Origin of the sequence: Streptomyces tyrfis, assembly GCF_037034285.1 — a bacterium.
GTDB lineage: Bacteria > Actinomycetota > Actinomycetes > Streptomycetales > Streptomycetaceae > Streptomyces.
In genome coordinates this window covers 54,872-76,369 of the sequence record NZ_JBAGJZ010000039.1, presented here as the reverse complement: position 1 = coordinate 76,369, position 21,498 = coordinate 54,872, and the positions used below count along the sequence as shown (strand labels likewise).

Annotated in this window: 14 protein-coding genes and 1 pseudogene; 9 read left to right on the top strand and 6 right to left on the bottom strand. The window is 74.4% G+C overall.

Going from position 1 to position 21,498, the window contains the following annotated elements; translation table 11 throughout:
- Positions 1-398: 398 nt before the first annotated feature.
- The gene (glgX, locus tag WA762_RS26135) at positions 399-2,609 is read left to right on the top strand and encodes a glycogen debranching protein GlgX (protein ID WP_335938843.1); all 2,211 of its coding nucleotides are present in this window, start codon (positions 399-401) and stop codon (positions 2,607-2,609) included.
- Positions 2,610-2,820: 211 nt separating this feature from the next.
- Positions 2,821-5,217 carry a malto-oligosyltrehalose synthase gene (gene treY / locus WA762_RS26130; protein WP_335938842.1) on the top strand — a complete coding sequence of 799 codons (2,397 nt, stop codon included), beginning with the start codon at positions 2,821-2,823 and terminating at the stop codon, positions 5,215-5,217.
- Between the two features lie 193 nt (positions 5,218-5,410).
- Here the strand turns inward: treY and WA762_RS26125 are convergent, their stop codons facing one another.
- Entirely contained in the window at positions 5,411-5,977 is a 567-nt protein-coding gene (locus WA762_RS26125; RefSeq protein WP_335938841.1) for a DUF1707 and FHA domain-containing protein, read from the bottom strand.
- A 269-nt stretch (positions 5,978-6,246) separates the two neighbouring features.
- Between WA762_RS26125 and WA762_RS26120 the strand changes: the two genes are divergently transcribed.
- Positions 6,247-7,200, top strand: a complete 954-nt coding sequence (locus tag WA762_RS26120) for a GNAT family N-acetyltransferase (RefSeq protein ID WP_335938840.1) — start codon at positions 6,247-6,249, stop codon at positions 7,198-7,200.
- 78 nt (positions 7,201-7,278) lie between these two features.
- Here the strand turns inward: WA762_RS26120 and WA762_RS26115 are convergent, their stop codons facing one another.
- Together WA762_RS26115 and WA762_RS26110 are read right to left on the bottom strand one after the other, a co-directional pair.
- Entirely contained in the window at positions 7,279-8,412 is a 1,134-nt protein-coding gene (locus WA762_RS26115) for an alpha-L-fucosidase (RefSeq protein ID WP_335938838.1), read from the bottom strand.
- 78 nt (positions 8,413-8,490) lie between these two features.
- Complete coding sequence (locus WA762_RS26110; RefSeq protein WP_335938837.1) at positions 8,491-9,999, bottom strand: GH1 family beta-glucosidase; 1,509 nt, start codon at positions 9,997-9,999, stop codon at positions 8,491-8,493.
- A 180-nt stretch (positions 10,000-10,179) separates the two neighbouring features.
- Here WA762_RS26110 and treZ point away from each other — a divergent pair, with 180 nt between their 5' ends.
- Positions 10,180-11,991, top strand: coding sequence for a malto-oligosyltrehalose trehalohydrolase (gene treZ / locus WA762_RS26105; protein WP_335938836.1), 1,812 nt, complete (start codon positions 10,180-10,182; stop codon positions 11,989-11,991).
- 64 nt (positions 11,992-12,055) lie between these two features.
- Here treZ and WA762_RS26100 read toward each other — a convergent pair whose 3' ends face one another.
- Positions 12,056-13,183 (bottom strand): aminopeptidase P family protein, encoded by a 1,128-nt coding sequence (locus WA762_RS26100; protein ID WP_335938835.1) that lies wholly within the window; start codon positions 13,181-13,183, stop codon positions 12,056-12,058.
- Between the two features lie 370 nt (positions 13,184-13,553).
- Between WA762_RS26100 and WA762_RS26095 the strand changes: the two genes are divergently transcribed.
- Entirely contained in the window at positions 13,554-14,420 is an 867-nt protein-coding gene (locus tag WA762_RS26095; protein ID WP_443080675.1) for an ABC transporter ATP-binding protein, read from the top strand.
- 157 nt (positions 14,421-14,577) lie between these two features.
- Here WA762_RS26095 and WA762_RS26090 read toward each other — a convergent pair whose 3' ends face one another.
- Positions 14,578-15,237, bottom strand: coding sequence for a response regulator transcription factor (locus tag WA762_RS26090; RefSeq protein WP_335938833.1), 660 nt, complete (start codon positions 15,235-15,237; stop codon positions 14,578-14,580).
- Positions 15,225-16,454: a sensor histidine kinase gene (locus WA762_RS26085; RefSeq protein ID WP_335938832.1), complete on the bottom strand. Its 1,230-nt coding sequence runs from the start codon at positions 16,452-16,454 to the stop codon at positions 15,225-15,227. The genes WA762_RS26090 and WA762_RS26085 overlap by 13 nt, the downstream gene beginning before the upstream one ends.
- A 180-nt stretch (positions 16,455-16,634) precedes the next feature.
- On the opposite strand from WA762_RS26085, the gene WA762_RS26080 reads away from it, so the two are divergent.
- From WA762_RS26080 to WA762_RS26060, 4 genes and pseudogenes are all read left to right on the top strand, one after another.
- Complete coding sequence (locus WA762_RS26080) at positions 16,635-17,342, top strand: ABC transporter ATP-binding protein (RefSeq protein ID WP_335938831.1); 708 nt, start codon at positions 16,635-16,637, stop codon at positions 17,340-17,342.
- A gap of 167 nt (positions 17,343-17,509) precedes the next feature.
- Positions 17,510-20,113 carry an ABC transporter permease gene (locus WA762_RS26075; RefSeq protein WP_443080676.1) on the top strand — a complete coding sequence of 868 codons (2,604 nt, stop codon included), beginning with the start codon at positions 17,510-17,512 and terminating at the stop codon, positions 20,111-20,113.
- Positions 20,114-20,254: 141 nt separating this feature from the next.
- Positions 20,255-20,506: pseudogene (locus WA762_RS26070) on the top strand (transposase); the annotation flags it as partial.
- Positions 20,507-20,955: 449 nt separating this feature from the next.
- Positions 20,956-21,393 carry a transposase gene (locus WA762_RS26060; protein ID WP_443080674.1) on the top strand — a complete coding sequence of 146 codons (438 nt, stop codon included), beginning with the start codon at positions 20,956-20,958 and terminating at the stop codon, positions 21,391-21,393.
- Positions 21,394-21,498 lie beyond the last annotated feature (105 nt).

Below are 21,498 nucleotides of genomic sequence, written 5' to 3'. Positions count from 1 at the left end.
GCCGGATGCGCAGGCTCCTTTCGTCAACTTCCTTGGCGCGTCCGCGCGTTCCATGGGACGAGATCGGACGTAGTGAGCGGATTCATAGCGATTGACCGGGCGCCCGGGGCTTCGTTCCGGGCCCGGAGCGGTTCCGGGGCCCCGCATTCCCTCCCCGCGGGCGACACGGGGAGGACCGATGTTGACCGAGCCGCGCGGACCGGGCCGGCACGGACCGCGCCGCCCGGCTTCCGACACGCCCCGTCCGCGGGCGAACGACGGCATTTGCCGGACACGACCCGGGAAGCCGCACCTGTTTCGGGGCATATTCGAGGAAGATACGGAGGATTCGTGAGATATCTGGCCCAAACGGCCCATCAGTACCAGGCCCCCGGATCCGAAGTGGAAGAGTCGAAGCTATGCAGGTCTGGCCGGGACAGGCGTATCCCCTCGGAGCCACGTACGACGGCGCCGGGACCAACTTCGCGGTCTTCTCGGAGGCCGCCCACCGAATCGAGTTGTGCCTGCTGCACGACGACGGTTCCGAGACGGCGGTGGAGCTCAGGGAGACCGACGCGTTCGTCCGTCATGCCTATCTGCCCGGGGTGATGCCCGGGCAACGGTACGGCTTCAGGGTGCACGGACCGTACGAGCCCGAGCGGGGGGTCCGCTGCAACTCGGCGAAGCTGCTGCTGGACCCGTACGCCAGGGCCGTGGCCGGGCAGATCCGCTGGGGCGAGGCGGTGTACGGCTATCCGTTCGGGCGTCCCGACGCGCGCAACGACCTCGACTCGGCGCCGCACACCATGACCTCGGTCGTGGTGAACCCGTACTTCGACTGGGGCGACGACCGCCGGCCGCGCACCGACTACCACCGCACGGTGATCTACGAGGCCCATGTGAAGGGTCTGACGATGCTCCATCCGGGTCTGCCGAAGGAGCTGCGGGGGACCTACGCGGGGCTGGCCCATCCGGAGGTGATCGCCCATCTGACGGAACTGGGCGTCACCGCCATCGAACTGATGCCCATTCACCAGTTCGTCCAGGACCACCGGTTGGCGGACGCCGGGCTGGCCAATTACTGGGGCTACAACACGATCGGGTTCTTCGCCCCGCACAACGCGTACGCCTCCTGGGGCGACCGGGGCGAACAGGTGCTGGAGTTCAAGCAGGCGGTCCGGGCGCTGCACCAGGCGGGCATCGAGGTGATCCTCGACGTGGTCTACAACCACACCGCCGAGGGCAACCACCTGGGCCCGACGCTCTCCTTCCGGGGTCTGGACAACGCCTCGTACTACCGGCTCGCGGAGGACCAGCGCTACTACATGGACACGACGGGGACCGGGAACTCCCTGCTGATGCGGTCGCCGCACGTGCTCCAGCTGATCATGGACTCGCTGCGGTACTGGGTCACGGAGATGCACGTCGACGGCTTCCGCTTCGATCTGGCGGCGACGCTGGCCCGGCAGTTCCACGAGGTGGACCGGCTGTCGTCGTTCTTCGACCTGGTGCAGCAGGATCCGGTGGTCAGCCAGGTGAAGCTGATCGCGGAGCCGTGGGACGTGGGCGAGGGCGGCTACCAGGTGGGGAACTTCCCGCCGCTGTGGACCGAGTGGAACGGCAAGTACCGGGACACCGTGCGGGACCTGTGGCGCGGCGAGCCGCGGACGCTCGCCGAGTTCGCCGGGCGGCTGACGGGCTCGTCCGATCTGTACCAGGACGACGGGCGGCGGCCGCTCGCCTCGATCAACTTCGCGACCTGCCACGACGGGTTCACGCTGCACGACCTGGTCGCGTACAACGACAAGCACAACGAGGCGAACGGCGAGGGCAACCGGGACGGCGAGAACCACAACCGGTCCTGGAACTGCGGGGTCGAGGGCGAGACGGAGGAGCCGGAGGTCCTGGAGCTGCGGATGCGACAGATGCGCAACTTCGTCGCCACGCTGATGGTCTCGCAGGGCGTGCCGATGCTGAGTCACGGCGACGAGTTCGGGCGCACCCAGCGCGGCAACAACAACGCCTACTGCCAGGACAACGAGCTGTCGTGGGTGCACTGGCCCGACCCGGCCGACGCCGCGCGCAGCGGCCCGCAGGGCGGCGACGGGGACGGCGGGGCCGGGCCGGAGGGCGACGGGGCCGGGGACTTCCCGGGCGAGGGCGACGGGCTGGGCAGCAGCCTGCTGGAGTTCACCCGGGCGATGGTCTGGCTCCGGCGCGACCATCCGGTCTTCCGGCGGCGCAGGTTCTTCCACGGCCGCCCGGTCGAGGGCACCCACGACGAGCTGTCGGACATCGCGTGGTTCACTCCGGACGGGCGGGAGATGACGCAGCGGGACTGGCAGGCCGCGCACGCCAAGGCGCTGACGGTCTTCCTGAACGGCCACGCGATCTCGGAGCCGGGGCCGCGCGGCGAGCGGATCTCCGACGACTCGTTCCTGCTGATGTTCAACGCGAGCGCGGAGACGCTGGGGTTCCGCGTGCCGGTGCACCACGGGCGGCAGTGGATGGTGGTCGTGGACACCGCCCGCCCGGCCGGGGTGCTGCCGGGCTGCGGGCCGAAGGTGTCGGCGGGCGAACGGGTGACGCTGGTCGGGCGGAGCATGGCGGTGCTCCAGCGGCCGGCGTAGCCGCCGCGTACGCCGGCCGCGGCGCACGGCGCACGCGCCCGGCGCGGGAGGCACGCGACGAGGGGCGTGCACGGACCGGGCGCCGCGCCGGGCACCCGCCGGGCGCGCGCCCGGCGCGGGGCGGGTCGCGGGGCGGGCCGCGACACCGCCGGTCGAGCCCTTTGCGCCGTTACGTGACACATGGGCGCGCGGGCCGGGTACGTAACGGCGCATGACGCCCACCGCGACCTACCGGCTCCAGCTCCAGCCCGACTTCCCGTTCCCGGCCGCCGCGGACGCCGTGCCGTATCTGGCCGCGCTCGGGGTGTCGCATCTGCATCTCTCCCCCGTCCTGGAGGCCGTGCCGGGCTCCAGACACGGGTACGACGTCGTCGACCACGGGCGGGTGCGCGCCGAGCTCGGCGGCGAGGAGGGGCTGCGGGAGCTGTCCCGCACGGCCCGGCGGCACGGTCTCGGGCTGGTCGTGGACATCGTGCCCAACCACATGGCGGCCGTGCCGCGTCTCAACCGCGCGCTGTGGGAAGTGCTGCGCGAGGGCGCCGGCTCGCCGTACGCGCGCTGGTTCGACATCGACTGGGAGGCGGGCGGTGGGAAGGTGCTGCTGCCGGTGCTGGCCGGGCGGATCGGCGGCGAGCTGGACGCGTTCCGGGTGGACGGGGAGGTGCTGCGCCACGGCGAGCAGGAGTTCCCGCTCCGGGACGGCACCGCGCGGCTGCCGCTGCCGGAGCTGCTGGACGCCCAGCACTACCGGCTCTGCTGGTGGCGGCTGGCCCGCACCGAGCTCAACTACCGGCGGTTCTTCACCATCTCCGGCCTCATCGGGGTGCGGGTGGAGGATCCGGAGGTCTTCGACGCCACGCACGGCAAGATCCTCGAACTGGTCCGGGACGGGGTGATCGACGGGCTGCGCGTCGATCACCCGGACGGGCTCGTCGATCCGGGCGGGTATCTGGAGCGGCTCTCGGCCGCGGCCGGCGGACGGTGGACGGTCGTGGAGAAGATCCTCACCGGCGACGAGCGGCTCCCCGCCGGCTGGCCGGTCGCGGGCACCACCGGGTACGACGCGCTGCACCGGATCGACGGCCTGTTCGTCGACCCGATGGGGGCCGCCGAGCTGATCGGGCGCTACCGGGAGTACGCGGGTCCGGCGACGGAACTCGGCGGCTCCTGGCGGGCGACCGCCCGGCGGGCCGCGTACCAGGTGGTCACGCATGAGCTGGCCGCCGAGACCGCACTGCTGGCCCGGCTCGCCGCGCGGGTCTGCGCCGAGGACCCCGCGCTGCGCGACCACGCGCCGTGGGCCCTGCACACCGCCGTGCGCGAGCTGCTGGTCCGCATGCCGGTCTACCGCCCGTACGCGACGGCCGGCGGCCCCTGCCCGCAGGAGGCCCTGGACACATTGCCGGACTCGGTCGTGCGGGACGCGAAGGAGGCGTTCCCGGTGCCGGAGGAGGCGGCGGCCGTGGACGTGGTGCGGGAGCTGGCGCTGGGGCGGCTGGGCGGCGGGCCGGACCGGGCCGCGTTCTGCGCCCGGTTCGCGCAGACGGCGTCCGCGCTGCGCGCCAAGTCGATCGAGGACACGGCCTTCTACCGGTACGTCACGCTGGTCTCGGCGAACGAGGTGGGCGGCGATCCGGGGCGGCCGGCCGTGTCCCCGGAGGAGTTCCACGCGTACTGCGCCGGTCTGGCCCGCGACCGGCCCGCCACGAGCACGGTGCTGACCACGCACGACACCAAGCGCAGCGCCGATGTGCGGGCCCGGATCGCGGTGCTGACGGAGTGTCCGGAGCAGTGGTCGTGGCTGCTGGTGGAGCTGGCCCGGGTCACTCCCGCGCCGCCGCCCGACGCGCAGTTCGCCTGGCAGGCGTGGCAGACGGCCGTGGGGTGTGCGGACGTGCCCGCCCGGGAGGCGGCCGGGCGGCTGGAACCGGCGCTGCTCAAGGCCGTCCGCGAGGCGGGGCTGTCGACCCGCTGGACCGAACCGGACGCGGGGTACGAGCGGGCGGTGACGGACTTCGTGGCGGCCGGACCGGCCGCCGACGGCGGTCCGGTGCGCGAGGCGCTGGACCGGTTCGCGGGCACGCTCGCCCCCTACGCACGGGCCAATGTGCTGGGCGCGGCGCTGGTGCATCTGACGATGCCGGGGGTGCCGGACCTGTACCAGGGCACGGAACGGGAGTACACGGCGCTCGTCGATCCGGACAACCGGCGGCCGTTCCGCCTCCCGCCCGGGGACGGCCCCGGCGGGGAGAAGGGGGATCTCACGGCGGTGGCGCTGCGGCTGCGCCGCGAGCGGCCCGAGGTGTTCGGGGGGTCCGGTGGGTACGCACCGCTGAGCGCGCGGGGCCCGGCGGCCGCGCACTGTCTGGCGTTCTGCCGTTCGGGCGAGGTGGTCACGGCGGTGACCAGGCTGTCGTTGCGGCTGGCGGAGTCGGGCGGCTGGCATGGCACGGTGCTGGTGCTGCCGGACGAGGGACCGTGGACGGATCTGCTCACGCCCGGCCGGAAGTTCGCCGGAGCCTCGGTCGCGGTGGCCGAGCTGTTCGCCGAGCGGCCGGTGGCGCTGCTGGTCCGGGCGGGACGGGGAAGGGCGCCGGGAAGCGGGTGACCCGGCCGGGCCGCCGGAGAACCGGCCGACGGGTCCGAACCGGCACGCGACCGGCCGACGGCATCGGACCGGGACGCGCAGTCGGCTGGTGGGACCGGGCCGGGCCGCCGGAGCCGGCCGGGCGTGTGGGCGGCTGCCGGGCACGCAGCCGGCCGACGGGGCCGGCCGGAGTCCTCGCGTCCGTGCGGCGCGGTCAGGCCGGGGGTTCGAGGGCGGGCGCGGAGAGCCGGAAGCTCATCCGCCCGAAGCTGACCTGGTCGCCGTCCCGGACCGGGACCGTGCCGGTGACCCGCTGACCGTTGACGCAGGTGCCGTTGGTGGAGCCGAGGTCGCGGAGGAGCCAGCGGCCGTCCCGGGCGGTGAGTTCGGCGTGCAGCCGGGAGACGGTCTCATGGCTGAGCCGCAGTCCGTTGCCCGGGTCGCGGCCGATCAGCAGGGGGTAGGGGCTGGGGGCGGGGAGCAGGAGCCTCGGCAGCCGTTCGGTCTGCCAGACCCGACGCACCCGGCCGGGGAATCCGGACACCCCGCCCACGATCCTGAGTATCCGTCGCGACCAGCGTCCTTCGCCCTCCAGATCGGCGGTGAGGGCGGCCAGTTCCTCCGCGTTCCGGGCGACGAGGGCGAGTTCCATCCGACGCAGAAAGGTGTCGTGGGACAGCTTGCCCTGTGCGGCGCCGTCTCTGAGCACGCCCAGAACACGGTCGCGCTGGGCGTCCGACAGCCGCACGGAGTACGTGTGGGACTCGAAGGGGGACGTCACGCGGCCAATTGTCGGTCCGACCGCCCCGGAGTGTCCAGAAGAGTCCTGCTCCCGGACCCGCAGCCGGTACGGGCCGTGCGCGCGGCGCGCCGGGCCGCGCGGGGCTGCGTGGGGCCGGCGCGGGGCCGCGTGGGGCCCGGCGCGGGGCCGCGTGGGGCCCGGCGCGGAAATTCCGGGGCGTCGCCCGGAGGACGTTGCTAACGTCTGCCGCCGCGCGCCGCCCCGGTCCCGGGGACGGCCCTCCCCCGCCATCCCGTCGAGGAGACCTGGTGCCCCCCGCGTCACACGAACTGACCCTCCGTCCGCTCACCGGCCCGCACGAACTGGGGCTCTTCCGCCGTCTGTCCTACCTCCTCGATCACGAACTCGACGAGGACCTGGCGAGCGGGCGCCGCCGCCCCGAGTGGATGTGGGTGGCGCTGCGCGGCGAGCGCGTGGTGGCCCGGGTCGCCTGGTGGAGCCGGGACGGGGAAGTCCCGCTGCTCCTCGACGTCCTCGACCTGGACGACGCCCTGCCCGGACCGGAACGCGAGGAGGCGGGACTGCGGCTGCTGGAGACGGCGACGGCGGCGGTCCTGCCGGGCGGCGCGCCGCGCCCCGAGTACCTCCGTTTCGTGCCGCCGGACTGGCGCGAGGACCCGGTCGTCCACGAGGCCGTCGGGTCCCGGATCCGGGTGCTGGAACGGTCCGGCGCGCGGATGCTGGTGGAGCGGCTGCGCCTGGAGTGGCGCGCCGGTACGCCGGTGCCGCCGGACGGCGGACGGCTGCGGTTCCGCCCGGTGGGCGGGCGGGAGGACCTGCTCGCCCTGATGGCCCGGGTGATGGAGGGCACCCTCGACGCCCACGGCCGGGCGGATCTGGCCTCCGGGCTCGGTCCTCGCGAGGCGGCCGAGAAGCACTACGACGAGGAGTTGGCGGGTTACACCACGCCGCGCGCGTGGTGGCGCGTCGCCGAGCTCCCGGACGGCGGCCCGGTGGGATTCGTGATCCCGGCGCGCAACGACTACAACCCGGTCATCGCCTACATCGGCGTGCTGCCCGACCGGCGCGGCCGGGGATACGTGGACGAGCTCCTCGCGGAGGGGACCCGGGTGCTGGCCGCGCAGGACGGTGTGGCGCGGATCCGCGCCGCGACCGACCTCGGCAACATGCCGATGGCCGCGTCCTTCGCCCGCCTCGGGTACACGACCGTCGGCCACTCGTTCTCCATGGTCTGGGACTGATACGGCCGATGCGGAACGGGCGTGCGCCCCGGCCGCGACGGCGGCCGTCGGCGCGCCGCCCCGGGGCGGGCCCGCGCCTCAGCCGGTCGCGCGGAGGTCCGGTCCGGGGCCGTCGGCGAGTTCTGCCAGCCATGTCAGGCGCCGGCGCTGTTCGGCGGGGATGGTCGCGTCCTCGCCGCGCGGCCCGACGTTGAGCAGCAGGTTGCCGCCCTCGCGCGCCGTCTCGCGGACGAGGGCCTCCAGCGCGTCCCGGCCGAGGAACGCCCCGGGCGGGGAGTTGCGGTTGTAGCCGAAGCTGTGGTCGATGCCCCGGGTGATCTCGTACGGGTCGGGGCCGCCGCAGCGGGCGAACTCGGGGGTCCGGAAGTCGTAGTACGGGGGCTTGCGGGGCACGAAGCCCTCGCCCCGGGCGATGGTGCGGCGGTCCCAGCGGTCGTACAGGCTCCCGGCGCCGGGAACGACGCGCAGGGCGCGCCACAGCGGCGTGTACGGGCGCAGCCGGTCGTTGACGACGCCGTGCGGCACGGTGAACCGGTAGTAGGCGATGAGCTGTCGGATCTCGGCGCGGGCGGCGGGCCAGGCGATGTCGTTCCAGAGGATGTCGGGGCGGTAGCGGCGGATCAGTTCGCGCGTCTGCGCGTCGGCGTACGCGGGGTAGCGTCCGCGCGGCACGGCGGAGACGGTGTCGGCGGCGGTGCCGATGGGCCGGTCGTCGAAGGTCCAGTCGAGCCCGCCGGAGTAGTAGACGCCGAAGCGCAGCCCCTCGGCCCGTACGGCTTCGGCGAACTCGCCGACCACGTCGCGCGCGGTGTGCCAGCCGCGTCGGTGCGGGTTGGCGGTTTCGGAGGGCCAGAGGCAGAAGCCGTCGTGGTGCTTGGCGACGAGGACGGCGTAACGGGCGCCCGCGGCACGGAAGTCACGGGCCCAGGCGGTCGGATCCCAGCCGTCCAGCGCCTCGTTGAAGTCGCCGCCGAAGGCGGTGTACGGGCGGTCGCCGTAGGTCACCCGGTGATGGGCCGCGACGGGGCTGCCCGGGAAGCGGAGCGAGTTCTCGTACCACTCGGCGTACGCCGTCCAGGCGAGCGGGGCGCGGCGGCCGGCCGCGGGCAGTTCGGCCGGGGGGACGTACGGCGGGGCCCAGCCCGGGACCGAGGCCGGGGTCCAGTGCACGAAGATCCCCAGTCGGGCCCGGGACCACCATGAAGCAACCATGGCGCGAAGTATCGATCACGCGGGCGCCTGTCCGTAAGGCCCGGCGGCCGTGAAAAAAGGGTGTTGCCGGGGCCGTCGTCAGGGGCGGCCGGCCGCCGGGCGTCCGTGCCCGTGCTTCTGCGCGTGGATCAGGTCGCGGTACCAGGCGTAGGAGTCCTTGGGGGTGCGGCGCAGTGTCTCGTAGTCGATGTGCACCAGGCCGAACCGCTTGCTGGCCCCCTCGATCCATTCGACGTTGTCGGTGAGCGACCAGGTGAAGTAGCCGCGCACGTCGACGCCCGCGTCGATGGCGGAGCGCAGGGCCTTGAGATGCCCTTCGAGGTAGGCGATCCGGCGGGCGTCGCGAGCGGGTTCGTCGACGGCGCAGCCGTTCTCGGTGATGTAGAGCGGCGGGAGGCGGTCCCCGAAGCGGGCGTGCAGCTGGACGAGGGTCTCGCGCAGCCCGTCGGGGACCACGGGCCAGCCGAAGTCGGTCCTCTCGTAACCCTCTATCTCCCGGATGCCGAAGGGGAGTTCGGCGGGCATCTCGAATCCGGAGAAGCTGCCGACGGCCCGCGCGTCGGGGGCGCCGACGAGGGTGGGGTTGTAGTAGTTGACGCCGTACCAGTCGAGCGGGGCGGAGATGGTGGCCAGATCGTCCGCGACGGGGCCGGGCATCAGCGCGGCGAAGTTCTCGTCCGGGTAGCGGCCGGTGAGGAGGGGGTCCGCGAACAGCCAGTTGGTGAGGGTGTCGTACAGCTCCGCGCCCAGGCGGTCCTCGTCGGATTCCCCGGCGGTCCAGACCGGGGTGTGCGAGACGGCGACGCCGATGTTGTCCGCGCCCGCCCCGCGCAGGGCGCGGACCGCCAGTCCGTGGGCGAGGAGTTGGTGGTGGGCGGCGGGCAGGGCGTCGAAGAGGAGGGTGCGGCCCGGCGCGTGCTGGCCGAGCGCGTAGCCGAGCATGGTGACCTCGGCCGGTTCGTTGATCGTGATCCACATCGGCACCCGGTCGGCGAGGCGTTCGGCGACGATGCCCGCGTACTCCGCGAAGCGGTAGGCGGTGTCCCGGTTGAGCCAGCCGCCCGCCTCGTCGAGCGGCAACGGGGTGTCCCAGTGGTAGAGGGTGGGGGCGGGGGCGATGCCGTGGGCGCACAGCTCGTCGACGAGCCGGTCGTAGAAGTCCAGGCCCTGCGGGTTGACGGCGCCGCTGCCGCCGGGCACCACGCGCGGCCAGCTGATGGAGAACCGGAAGGCGTCGGCGCCGAGCCCGGCCAGCAGGGCGACGTCCTCGCGGTAGTGCTGGTGGAAGCCGGTGCCCCGGGTGGTGTCGGTGCCGTCCTTGATCCGTCCGGGCTGGGCGGCGAAGGCGTCCCAGCCGGAGGGCCCCTTGCCGTCGGCGTCGGACGCCCCCTCGGTCTGGAAGGCGGAGGCGGACGCCCCCCAGAGGAAGCCGGGCGGGAACGCGGGCACGGCGGGCGGGGGCGACGCCGAACCGGTCGGCGCGGTACCGGCGGGCGCGGGCGATCCGGCCTCGTCGGTCACGGCGCCGGCTGGCGCGGGCGACGCCGGCGCGTTCGGCATCGGCACGTTCGGCGGCGGCACATTCATCTCGGCCTCCACAGCCGTAAGAGGGAGTGCGTAGTGATGCGTATTGAGCTGAAGCAGGCAGGGCAATGATCAGAACCAGACCTTAATCGCCAGTAACGGGCTCGATCCAGTGTCGTGAGGCAGCTGTCGCGGGCGTTTGCCGACGATGGGTGACGGGGGCGAGAAGACGAGGAGCGTTGCATGCTGTTCGAGGTATGGGCACCGGATGCGGACTCGGTCGAGCTGCGGCTGTCGGGTGAACGGCGGACGATGGCCCGCGACGCCGACCGGGCCGGCTGGTGGACGGCGGAGGCCGAGGCGTCGGACGGGGACCGTTACGGATTCGTCCTGACCAGGGACGGGAGCGGGGACGGAAGCGGGGCGGACGAGGGGCGCGGGGCGGACGAGGGGCGCGTGCTGCCCGACCCCCGTTCGCGGCGGCAACCGGACGGGCCCGACGGCGAGAGCGCCGTCGTCGACCACTCGGCGTACCCCTGGCGGCACGAATGGACCGGGCGGGCCCTGCCGGGCGCCGTCCTGTACGAGCTGCACATCGGCACGTTCACCGAGGAGGGAACCTTCGACGCCGCGGCGGCCCGGCTCGGCCATCTCGCCGGACTGGGCGTCACCCATGTGTCGCTGATGCCGGTGTGCCCCTTCCCCGGCACCCGCGGTTGGGGGTACGACGGGGTGGCGCCCTGGGCCGTGCACGAGCCCTACGGCGGCCCGGCGGGGCTGAAGCGCTTCGTCGACGCGGCGCACGGTCTGGGGCTCGCGGTGCTGCTGGACGTGGTGCACAACCACCTGGGCCCGTCCGGCAACCATCTCCCGGCCTTCGGCCCGTACTTCACCGAAACGCACCACACACCGTGGGGCGCGGCGGTCAACCTCGACGCGCCCGGATCGGACGAGGTGCGGGCGTATCTGCTGGGCAGCGCGCTCGCCTGGCTGCGGGACTACCGGCTCGACGGGCTGCGGCTGGACGCGGTGCACGCCCTGGCCGACTCCCGGGCGCTGACCTTCCTGGAGGAACTGTCGGCGGCGACCGACGCGCTCGCCGCCGAGCTGGGCCGCCCGCTCTCGCTGATCGCCGAGTCCGACCGCTGCGATCCCCGGACCACGACACCGCGCGAGGTGGGCGGCATCGGACTGCACGCCCAGTGGAACGACGACTTCCACCACGCCCTGCACACGGCGCTCACCGGCGAGTCCCAGGGCTATTACGCGGACTTCGCCGCCGCCCCGTTGACCGCCGTCGCCAAGACGGTGACCAGCGGGTTCTTCCACAACGGCACCTATTCCTCCTTCCGCGGCCGGACCCATGGCCGCCCGGTCGACATCACCCGCACCCCGGCCCACCGCTTCGTCGGCTACGCCCAGACCCACGACCAGATCGGCAACCGCGCGCTGGGCGACCGGCTCGCCGCCACGCTCTCCCCCGGTCTGCTGGCGTGCGCCGCCGCGCTCGTGCTGACCGGCCCCTTCCTCCCGATGCTGTTCATGGGCGAGGAATGGGGGGCCCGCACCCCCTGGCAGTACTTCACCGACCACACCGATCCGGTGCTCGCCGAGGCGGTACGCGACGGCAGGCGGCGCGAGTTCGCGGCGCACGGCTGGGCACAGGACGAGGTCCCGGACCCGCAGGACCCGGCGACCCGGAACCGTTCCTGCCTGGACTGGGGCGAACCGGAGCGGGAGCCGCACGCCCGTCTGCTCGCCTGGCACCGCGAGCTGATCGGGCTGCGCCGCACACTGCCGGACCTCTCCGACCCGGATCTGGCGTCGGTGCGCACCGCCTTCGACGAGCACGCGCGCTGGCTGGCGTACCGGCGGGGCGACCTGCGGATCGCCGTCAACCTCGACGGGAGACCGGCCGAGATCCCGCTGGGCGGCGGGCGGCGCAGGGGCGGTGCCGGCCGGGTGGTGGCCGCGTGGGAGCCGGTCGAGGGGCCCGGGAGCGACGGGCTGCTGCGTCTTCCGCCGGAGTCGTGCGTACTGCTGTCCGACGACTGACGAGACGTCAATTCCCGTCGCCCCTCCCGCTCCCGCTCGGATGGGGGTGCGCGCCCGAGCGCCGCTACTCGACGATCGCCATCTCGCGCGCCGTGTTGTTGAGTCGTCGCCCGCCGTCCTCGGTGACGGTCACGATGTCCTCGATCCGCACCCCGAACCGGCCCGGCAGATAGATGCCGGGCTCCACCGAGAAGCACATCCCGGGCACCAGCGGCAGCTCCTCGCCCTCGATCATGTACGGCGGTTCGTGGGTGGTGACGCCGATGCCGTGGCCGGTGCGGTGGATGAAGCGTTCGCCGTAGCCGAACTCGGTGATGACGGCGCGGGCCGCCCGGTCGACCTCCTGGCAGGCGACCCCGGGCCGGACCGCTGCGCAGCCCGCCTCCTGCGCCTGCCGCACGATGTCGTGGACCCGCTGCTCCTCGGCGGTGGGCTCGCCGACGTGCACCGTGCGGGAGGTGTCGGAGCCGTAGCCGTGCTTGAGCCCGCCGAAGTCGAGCACCACCATGTCGCCCCGCTCGATGACGCGGTCGCCCGCCTCGTGGTGCGGGTTGGCTCCGTTGGGGCCGGATCCGACGACGGTGAAGTCGACCTGCGAGTGCCCGAACCGCCGGAGCAGCTCGGCCAGTTCGGCGGCGATGTCGTTCTCCGCGCGACCGGAGAACCGCACCTTGACGATCTCCTCGTACACGGCGTCGGCGGCCGCTCCGGCGGCGGCCAGCCGCTGGAGTTCCGGGGCGTCCTTCACCGCGCGGAGCATCGGCAGGGCCTCGGTGAGGGAGACGTACGAGGTGTCCGGGAGCGCGCGCCGGATGCCGAGCAGATGCATGGCCCAGGCGTTGTCGCTGATGCCGTACCGGCCCCGCGCGTCGAGGAGCGGGGCGGTGACGGCGTACGGGTCCTTGCCGTCGGTCCAGTCCCGAATCGTGAGCGCGGGTCCGCCGACGGCCTCCTCGGCGTCCGGGGCCTCCAGCGTCGGGACGACGAGGACCGGGTCCCGGCCGGGCGTCAGGACGAGCAGGGTGAGGCGTTCGGTGTTCACCGGCCGGTAGCCGGTGAGGTGGACCAGGTCGGGCCCGGGGGCGACCAGCACGCCCGCCAGCCCCGCCTCGGCGGCGGCTTCGGCCGCGCGGGCCATCCGGGCCCGGTAGTCGTCTGCGGTGAAGGGGGCGGGCTGGTTCGGGCTGGACATGCGACCTCCTGGCGCGTGACGTGACTCGGCTTCGGCTCGGCTTCGGCTCCGCCCGACCGGGCCGGGCCGGGCTCGGCGTCGATGCGATCCGGCCGAGCTTGGCTTGGCTTGGCTTGGCTTGGCTTGGCTCACAGCATCCTGCCCGTACGCGCCCCCTCGGCGCGAGCGGCATCCCGCACGTTCCGCACGCGGCACCGGAACCGCCCGAGGACACCCGAACCAGTAAGGTGAGGCTTACCTTTCTCACTTGTCGATCGCCGTCACGCCCGGAGGCCGCCCCGATGACCGCGCCCGCGCCGCCCCCCGCAACGCCCCACAGCCCCCATGACCCCCGTGCCGCCCGCGGCCCCCGAGGAAAGGCACGACCGGCATGACGGACGGCACCCCGACGACGGCCCCGCCCGGCGCGGGCCGCACCCTGCCCGGCGTGGACCTCACGATCGAGGCGCTCACGGCCGGATATCCCGGCCACACCGTCGTGAACGGGGTCGACCTGTCCGTGCCCGCCGGGCAGGTCGTCGCGATCGTCGGCCCCAACGGCTGTGGAAAGTCGACCCTGTTGCGGTCCATCGCCCGCCTCCATCGCCCGGAGTCCGGCACCGTCCGGGTGGGCGACGCCGACGTCTGGCAGCTGACCCAGCGCGCCGCCGCGCACCGCATCGCCCTGCTGCCGCAGTCCCCGCAGGCCCCCGAGGCGGTGACCGTCGCCGGACTCGTGCGGTACGGGCGCCACCCCCATCAGGGGCTGTTCCGGCAGTGGTCCCGGGAGGACGAGCGGGCGGTGCGCGAGGCGCTGACCGCCACCGGCACCGCCGGGCTGGCCGACCGCCGAGTCGACCAGCTGTCCGGCGGTCAGCGGCAACGCTGCTGGCTCGCCATGGTGCTCGCCCAGCAGACACCGGTCGTCCTGCTCGACGAGCCGACGAGCGCGCTCGATCTGGGTCACGCGGTCGAGGTCCTCGAACTGGTCAGGGAGGTGGCATCGGCGGGCCGCACCGTGGTGATGGTCCTGCACGACCTGGCGGGCGCCGCCCGGTACGCCGACGTCCTCGTCGCCATGAACCGGGGCCGGATCGTCGCGCGGGGCGCCGCCCGTGACGTGGTGGACGCGGCCCTGGTCGAGGAGCTGTACGGCATCGAGGCGGACATCCTGGACGCGCCCGGGGACGGCGCCCCGGTCGTGGTGCCCACGGCGCGCGCGACGCCGGACCGGCGCCCCGCGACCGCCGCGCGATGACACCCGTACACGCCGCCCGGCGCGCGGTTCAGGCGCGGCGCGCGTACACGGGCCCGGCGCGCACGGCGCGGGCACGGCGCAGGCGGCGTACGCGCGGGACGCGAGTCCCGCACCGCCCTCGGGGCGCGCGCCACGCGCCGCCCCGTACCGGCGGGGGTCAGCGCGCTCCCTTGTCCTCCAGGTACGCGAGCACCGCCAGCACCCGCCGGTGCACCGTGCCGTCGTCCGCTTCCAGACCGAGCTTCAGGAAGATGGATCCGATGTGCTTGCTGACGGCCCGTTCGGTCACCACCAGTTCCTCGGCGATGGTGCCGTTCGCCTTGCCCTGCGCCATCAGTTCCAGGACCTGGCGTTCGCGCGGGGTGAGGCTCCGCAGCGGCTCGGCCGCGGTCTTGCGGGTCAGCAGCTGGGTCACCACCTCCGGATCGAGCGCCGTGCCGCCGGCCGCGACCCGGTCCAGCGCCTGGAGGAACTGGTCGACGCGACCCACCCGGTCCTTCAGCAGATAGCCGATGCCCTGGGCGCCCCGGGCGAGCAGTTCGGCGGCGTACGTCTCCTCGACGTACTGCGAGAGGACCAGGATCGGGAGGTCCGGCAGCCGGTCGCGGGCGGCGAGCGCGGCGCGCAGCCCCTCGTCGCGGAAGGTGGGCGGGAGCCGCACGTCGAGCACGGCGACGTCCGGGCGGTGCTCCAGCAGGGCCGGCAGCACCTCGGGGCCGGTCGCGGCGTCCGCCACCACCTCGTGGCCCGAGCTGGTCAGCAGCAGGATCAGGCCCTCCCGCAGCAGCGCGTTGTCCTCGGCGATCACGATCCGCACGGCAGCTCCACTTCGATGTCCGTCGGCCCCCCGGTGGGGCTGCTGATGCGGGTGGCGCCGTCGAGGGCGGCGATCCGCCGCCTGATGCCGACCAGCCCGCTGCCGGCGCGTTCGTCGGCGCCGCCGCGACCATCGTCGCTGACGACCACCCGCAGGACGCCGGCGGGCCGGTCGATGCGCACGGTGGCGGTCGTCGCCCCGCTGTGCTTGCCGATGTTGGTGAGGGCCTCCGCGACCACGAAATACGCGGCCGCCTCGATCGCGGCCGGAAGCCGCCGCCCGTCGTCCACCCCGTCCAGCTCGGTGACCACCGGTACGGCGGCGTCGGCGGCCAGCGCCCGTACCGCCCCGGCGAGTCCCCGGTCCGTCAGCACCGGCGGGTGGATGCCGCGTACCACGTGCCGAAGCTCCGCCAGCGCCTCGTCCACACCGTCCTGGGCCTCGTCGAGGCGCCGGCGCGCCGCGGCCGGATCGTGGTCGAGGAGCTGCTTGGCGAGGCCGATCCGCATCGACAGGGCGACGATCCTGGCCTGGGCGCCGTCGTGCAGGTCCCGTTCGATCCGGCGCAGTTCGGCGCCGTGCGCCTCCACCGCCCCGGCGCGGCTCTCGGTCAGCTGGTCGATCCGGTCGGCGAGCACGGCGGACGGCGAGGGCGTGAGCAGGGACCGGTTCCAGCTCGCGGAGAGGTCCGCGAGAACCCCGTGCCAGCGCACCACGTACCCCTCACGCGTCGGCGGCGGCGTGCCGTACTCGTCGTGCCTTCTCCGGTCCAGCCGGTGCTGGACCGACAGCACCGCCCCGTCCACGAGGAGCCCGACCGGCCACAGCACCATCGCGAGACAGCAGAAGACGTTGCCCGCGAGCGCGTGGACCGGCATCCACCGCACCCCGCGCCACACCATCGGATCGGTGAGCACGCGCCGCACCCGTTCGACGAGTTCCCCGCCGTCCACCACGGGCCAGGGCGCCGGCGCGTACGGAACACCGAGCCGCTCGGCCGCCCTGCGGCGCTCGAACTCCACCAGCTCGCGCAACGGCTTCACGGTCTCGGGCAGGGCGGGCAGCCCGATGATCACGGCCGCGAAGAGCAGGACTGCCGCCACCAGGAAGACGCTCACATAGCAGGCCAGCGCCGTCAGGAAGCCGGTGATCAGGTAGTGGGAGGCGTCCCGCGAACGCCGGACGGCGCTCGTCAGCGGGGCGGGTGCGGTGCTCATGACGCACCACGTTACGGTGCGTCGCCCGGGCCCGGAGCAGTGGTCTCCCCCGGCTCCGGGGTGTAGCGGGCTGAACCCCGGCCCGGGAGTCCGCCCCCTCGCCGCGAACTCCCCTTCTTTCTAGCGTTTACGCAGATCGGAACGGTAGACGGAGAGAGCTGGAGAACGGTGGAACCGAGGGTGGACACGGTCACGGGGACGCGGGGCGCCGCACTGAGCCTGGAGTCGGTGAGCCGGCGCCACGGGCGGCGCGGCGGCCGGGGGACGCTCGCGCTGGACGCGGTGAGCTGCACGGTCCCGGTCGGGACCTTCACCGCGGTGGTGGGGCCCTCGGGGTCCGGGAAGAGCACGTTCCTGCAGTGCGCGGCGGGCCTGGACCGGCCGACCTCGGGAACGGTGCGGATCGGGGGGACCGATCTCGGGGGGCTGTCCGAGGCCGCGCTGACCCGGTTGCGCCGGGACCGGATCGGGTTCGTCTTCCAGTCGCACGCCCTGAATCTGGTGCCGTCGCTGAGCGTCGAGGAGAACGTGGTGCTGCCGCTGGTGCTGGCGGGCGCCGACCCGGCGGACGAACGGCTGCTGGCCCGCGGCCGGGCGCTGCTGGCCCGGGTCGGACTCGCCGGCCGGGGCGGGCAGGGGCCGGCGACGCTCTCGGGCGGTCAGCAGCAACGGGTCGCGGTGGCGCGGGCGCTGGTGACCGAGCCCGAGGTGATCTTCGCGGACGAGCCGACGGCCTCCCTGGACCCGGAGTCGGCGGAGCTGGTGCTCGGGCTGCTGCGGGACGCGGTCCGGCTGGACGGCCGCACGGTCGTCATGGTCACCCATGACCCGGCGGCGGCGAGCCGGGCGGACACCGTGCTCACGATGGACGGCGGTCGCCTCCGGTGAACACGCGCACACCTGATACATCCGACGCGCCTGACACGCCTGCGGAGACGGGCGCGGACACGAGCACGTGCGCGGGCGCGGGCGCGGCCGTGGAGACGAGCACGGCCACGGCCACGAAAGCAGGCACAGCCGCTCCCCCGGCCACGGACGCGACCACGGCCGCGGACGTGCGTGCCGGGGTGCGGCGGGCGTCGGCGTTCCTCGCCCGGCGCTCGCTGCGGTCCCGTCGCGGGGCGTGGGCCCCGGTCTTCGCGGCGACGGCCGCCGCGGCGGCGCTGATCGGCGCGTTCGTCCTCGTCCTCGGTTCGCTGCTGGCGGCCGGGCCGCCGGTGGCGCGGCACGCCGCCGCGGACGCCGTGGTGGTGGCCGATCAGCGGGTGGCGTACACGGCGAAGCCCTGGGGCAGCGAGCCGAAGACCGCCGAGGCCTACCTTCCGGAACGGGTCCGGCTCGACCGTTCGACGGTGGCGCGGGCGGCCGCCGCCGAGGGTGTCGCGAAGGCCGTGGCGGACGACTCGGTGCCCCTGTCCGTGGTCCTGCCGGGCGGCAGCGGCTCCGGGCGGGACGCGGTCCCGGCCGTCGGCCGGTCCTGGGAGTCCGCGGTGCTCACCCCGTACCGGCTGTCCGAGGGGCGCGCGCCGGGCGCGCCGGACGAGGTGGTCCTCGACAGCACGCTGGCGGCGGCGACCGGCGGCCGACCGGGCAGCAGGCTGACCCTGCAGACCGACGGGACGCGCCGCCCGTACACCGTCAGCGGTGTCGCGGAGCCCGCGCACCGGGCCGGCGGCGCCCCCGCCGTCTTCTTCACCGAGCGGCGGCTCACCGCGCTGGCCGGGCACCCCGACACGGTCGACGCCATCGGGATCGTGGCCGAGCACGGCGTCCCGGCCGCCTCCCTGCGGGCGTCGCTGGCGTCCGCGCTGCCCGACCGCGCGCACGGCGACCGTGCCGTGCGGGTGCTCACCGGCGCGGATCGCGGGCAGGCCGAGTACGTCGACGCGCCGGGCGCACGCGGGGAGCTTCTGGCGTTGCTGGCCTCCGTCGCCGCCACGGTCCTCATGGTGGCGCTGCTGGTGATCGCCGCCACGATCTCCCAGGCGGTCCACCAGCGCTCCGGCGAACTGGCGCTGCTGCGCGCGGTCGGGGCGACGCCTCGTCAACTGCGGTCGGCGGTCGGCCGCGAGGTCAGCCGGGTGACCGCCGCGGCGGCGGTGCTGGGCGGGGTCGGGGCGGTGCCGCTGGGGCTGCTGATGCGGTCGCTGCTGGCCACGGAACCGCTGCCGCTGCCCGTGCCGCTGTGGCTGCCCCTCGGGGCGGCGGCCGTGGCCGCGCTGGTCGTGGCGCTCTCGGCGCGCCCGGTGTCGCTGCTGGCGGCCCGGGCCGTCACCGGGCTGCGGCCCGCCGCCGCGCTGGCCGCGGCCGGGGCCCCCGAACCGGGCGAGCCGGGGCGGGTGCGCACGGTCGCCGGGCTGCTGCTGGCCGTCGCGGGAGTCGGCTCGGCCGGGGCGGCGACGGCGCAGAGCGGGCAGGCGGCGGCCGTGGCCGCGTCGGGCGCCGCGACCTCGTTGATCGTCGCGGTGGCGCTGCTGGGTCCGTGGATCGCCCGGGTGGCGCTGCGGGTGCTCGGCGGGCCGGTGCGCCGGCTGGGCGGGGTCTCCGGGTTCCTGGCCGCCCGGTCCGCGGCCGCGCACCACCGGCGGCTGGGCGCGGCGATCACCCCGATCGTGCTGCTCGTCGCCTTCGTCTGCGTGCAGCTCTCGGCGGGCGCGACGCTGGAGCGGGCCGCCGGCCGGCAGGCCGCCGACGCGCTCCGGGCGGACCTGGTGGTGACGGGCCCGGACGCCGGGCTTCCGGCCGATGCGGCCCGGGTCGTGCGCGAGGCGCCCGGGGTGACGGCGGCGACCGGGGTGCTGCGTTCCTCCGTGGTCCTCGCCCGCCGTGAGCTGGGCGACCCGGTGCTGGACCGGCTCCCGGTCCTCGGGGTGACGGCCGATCAGCTGTCCGGCACGCTCGATCCGCGCGTCACGGCCGGTGACCTCGCGGACCTGACCGGCCGGGGCACGGTCGCGGTCGGCCGGGACCGGGCGGACGGCCTGGGCGTCGGCGTCGGTGATCAGGTGCAGCTCCGTCTCGGCGACGGCACGAAGGTGCGGCTCCGGGTGGTGGCGCTCTACGAACGGGCCCTGGGTCTGGGCGAGTTCATGCTGCCGCACGCGACTCTGGCCGCCCACGTCGGAACGCCGCGCGACCAGCGGATCCTGGTGCGCACGGCGGACGGCGGAGCCTCCTCGGCCGCCGAGGTGCGGCGCGCGCTGGCCCCGTACGCGGGCGTACGCCTCCGTGCCGCGACGGCGGACGACGTACGGATCGCCCCGGCCACGTCACACCAGGGCGACGCGCTGATGGTCATCGGGGTCGGTGTGATCGGCGGTTTCGCACTGCTCGCGGTGGTCAGCACCCTGTCCCTGATCACGCTGGGCCGCGGCCCGGAGTTCCGCCTGCTGCGCATGGTCGGCGCGGGCCGTCGTCAGGTCCGCCGGATGCTGATCGCGGAGACCGGCCTGGTGGCGGTGGCCGGCCTGGTGATCGGCACCCTGGTCGCGGCGGTGCCCCTGCTGGCGTTCGCGCTGTCGACGACCGGTTCGCTGCCGTACCTCTCCCCCGCCCGGTACGGGGCGCTGGCCCTGGCCGTGGCGGTGGCGGCCGGACTCGGCACGATCCGGCCGGGCGCGGCCGGCGAACGCCGCGTCCTCGGGAAGCGGGGCGGCTGAGACCGTACGCCGGCTCGCCGGAACGAACGGCGCCCGGCCCCGAACGACGTACGGACGCGGTCGGTTTATTCGGGGCCGTGCGTGACGTCGGCCTTCGAGACCTGGTTGTGGTCTTGAAGGCCGACGACGTTGTCGTATGGGGTGGGTGCGGATGTCGATGCAGCCGAAGGGATCTGGGAGATCCCGGCGGAGACGGCGCGGGTGGCGCGGGCCGCGTTCCCGAAGGGAAGCCTGGCGATCCGGGTGCGGGACGGACTGGGGCCGTTGTTCGGAGACGAGGAGTTCGCGGACCTGTTCCCGGTGCGGGGCAGGCCGGCCTGGTCACCGGGCGGGCTGGCACTGGTGTCGGTGTTGCAGTTCGTGGAGGGGCTGACCGACCGGCAGGCCGCGGAGGCGGTGCGGGCCCGTATCGACTGGAAGTACGCGCTCGGGCTGGAACTGGATGATCCGGCTTCGACTTCTCGGTGCTGTCGGAGTTCCGTGACCGGCTGGCCGGGGCGGACGTGGGGCGCCGGGTGCTGGACGGCATCCTGGTCGCGGCCCGTGAGAAGCGGCTGCTCAAGAGCGCGGGGCGAGCTCGGACGGACTCCTCGCATGTGCTGTCGGCGGCGCGTGAACTGTGCTGGCTGGAGATGGTCGCCGAGACGCTGCGCGCGGCGCTCAACGCGCTCGCCCAGGCTGCCCCTGCCTGGTTGTCGGAGGTGGCCGAGCCGGAGTGGTTCAGGAACGAACGTCGCCACGACGGTGGCCACCGTCCAGGACCGGTCGATGGCCGAGACCATCCACCACCAGCTCGCGGCCCGTGGCCACTTGCCCCGGCGGCGGCACCAGCACCGCCTGGAGTGAACGGCTCTCCCAACGCGGCCATCCGGTGCTGCGGGTGGTGTTCTCGGTCAGTGACTGCCGCCCCTGCACGATGCGGCAGGCATGCATCAACGCACCCAACGTCAACGGCCCCGCGAACTGCGGCTACGTCGCCACGACGAGCATCACGCACGCCAAGCGGCCAGGGCCGAGCAACAGACCGATGCCTGAAAGGAACGCTCAAGGTCCGAGCGGGGGTCGAGGGCACCATCTCCCAGGCCGCCCAACGCTGCGGCCTGCGTAGATCCCGCTACCGCGGGCCGGCCAAGACCAGCCTCCAGCACCAGCTCACCGGCGCCGCGATCAACCTCGCCCGCATCGACGCCCACATCCTCCAGACGCCCCGGGCCCGCACCCGCACCAGCCACTTCGCAGCACTCCGCCCCGCCGAGCTCATCCTCGGCGGGGCGAAGTAACCCCAAGCCCCGAATAAAACAACAGCGTCCGACGTACGTTCGGGGCCGGGCATCCGGGCGGTCGGAGCTCCGGGCGGGGCCGGGCGGCTCCATCGGGCCCGCTGC

Excerpts from the sequence above, each read along its gene's own strand:
- glgX (WP_335938843.1), top strand. The coding sequence starts at position 399 with ATGCAGGTCTGGCCGGGACAGGCGTATCCCCTCGGAGCCACGTACGAC.
- treY (WP_335938842.1), top strand. The coding sequence starts at position 2,821 with ATGACGCCCACCGCGACCTACCGGCTCCAGCTCCAGCCCGACTTCCCG.
- WA762_RS26115 (WP_335938838.1), bottom strand. The coding sequence starts at position 8,412 with ATGGTTGCTTCATGGTGGTCCCGGGCCCGACTGGGGATCTTCGTGCAC.
- WA762_RS26110 (WP_335938837.1), bottom strand. The coding sequence starts at position 9,999 with ATGAATGTGCCGCCGCCGAACGTGCCGATGCCGAACGCGCCGGCGTCG.
- treZ (WP_335938836.1), top strand. The coding sequence starts at position 10,180 with ATGCTGTTCGAGGTATGGGCACCGGATGCGGACTCGGTCGAGCTGCGG.
- WA762_RS26100 (WP_335938835.1), bottom strand. The coding sequence starts at position 13,183 with ATGTCCAGCCCGAACCAGCCCGCCCCCTTCACCGCAGACGACTACCGG.
- WA762_RS26095 (WP_443080675.1), top strand. The coding sequence starts at position 13,554 with ATGACGGACGGCACCCCGACGACGGCCCCGCCCGGCGCGGGCCGCACC.
- WA762_RS26085 (WP_335938832.1), bottom strand. The coding sequence starts at position 16,454 with ATGAGCACCGCACCCGCCCCGCTGACGAGCGCCGTCCGGCGTTCGCGG.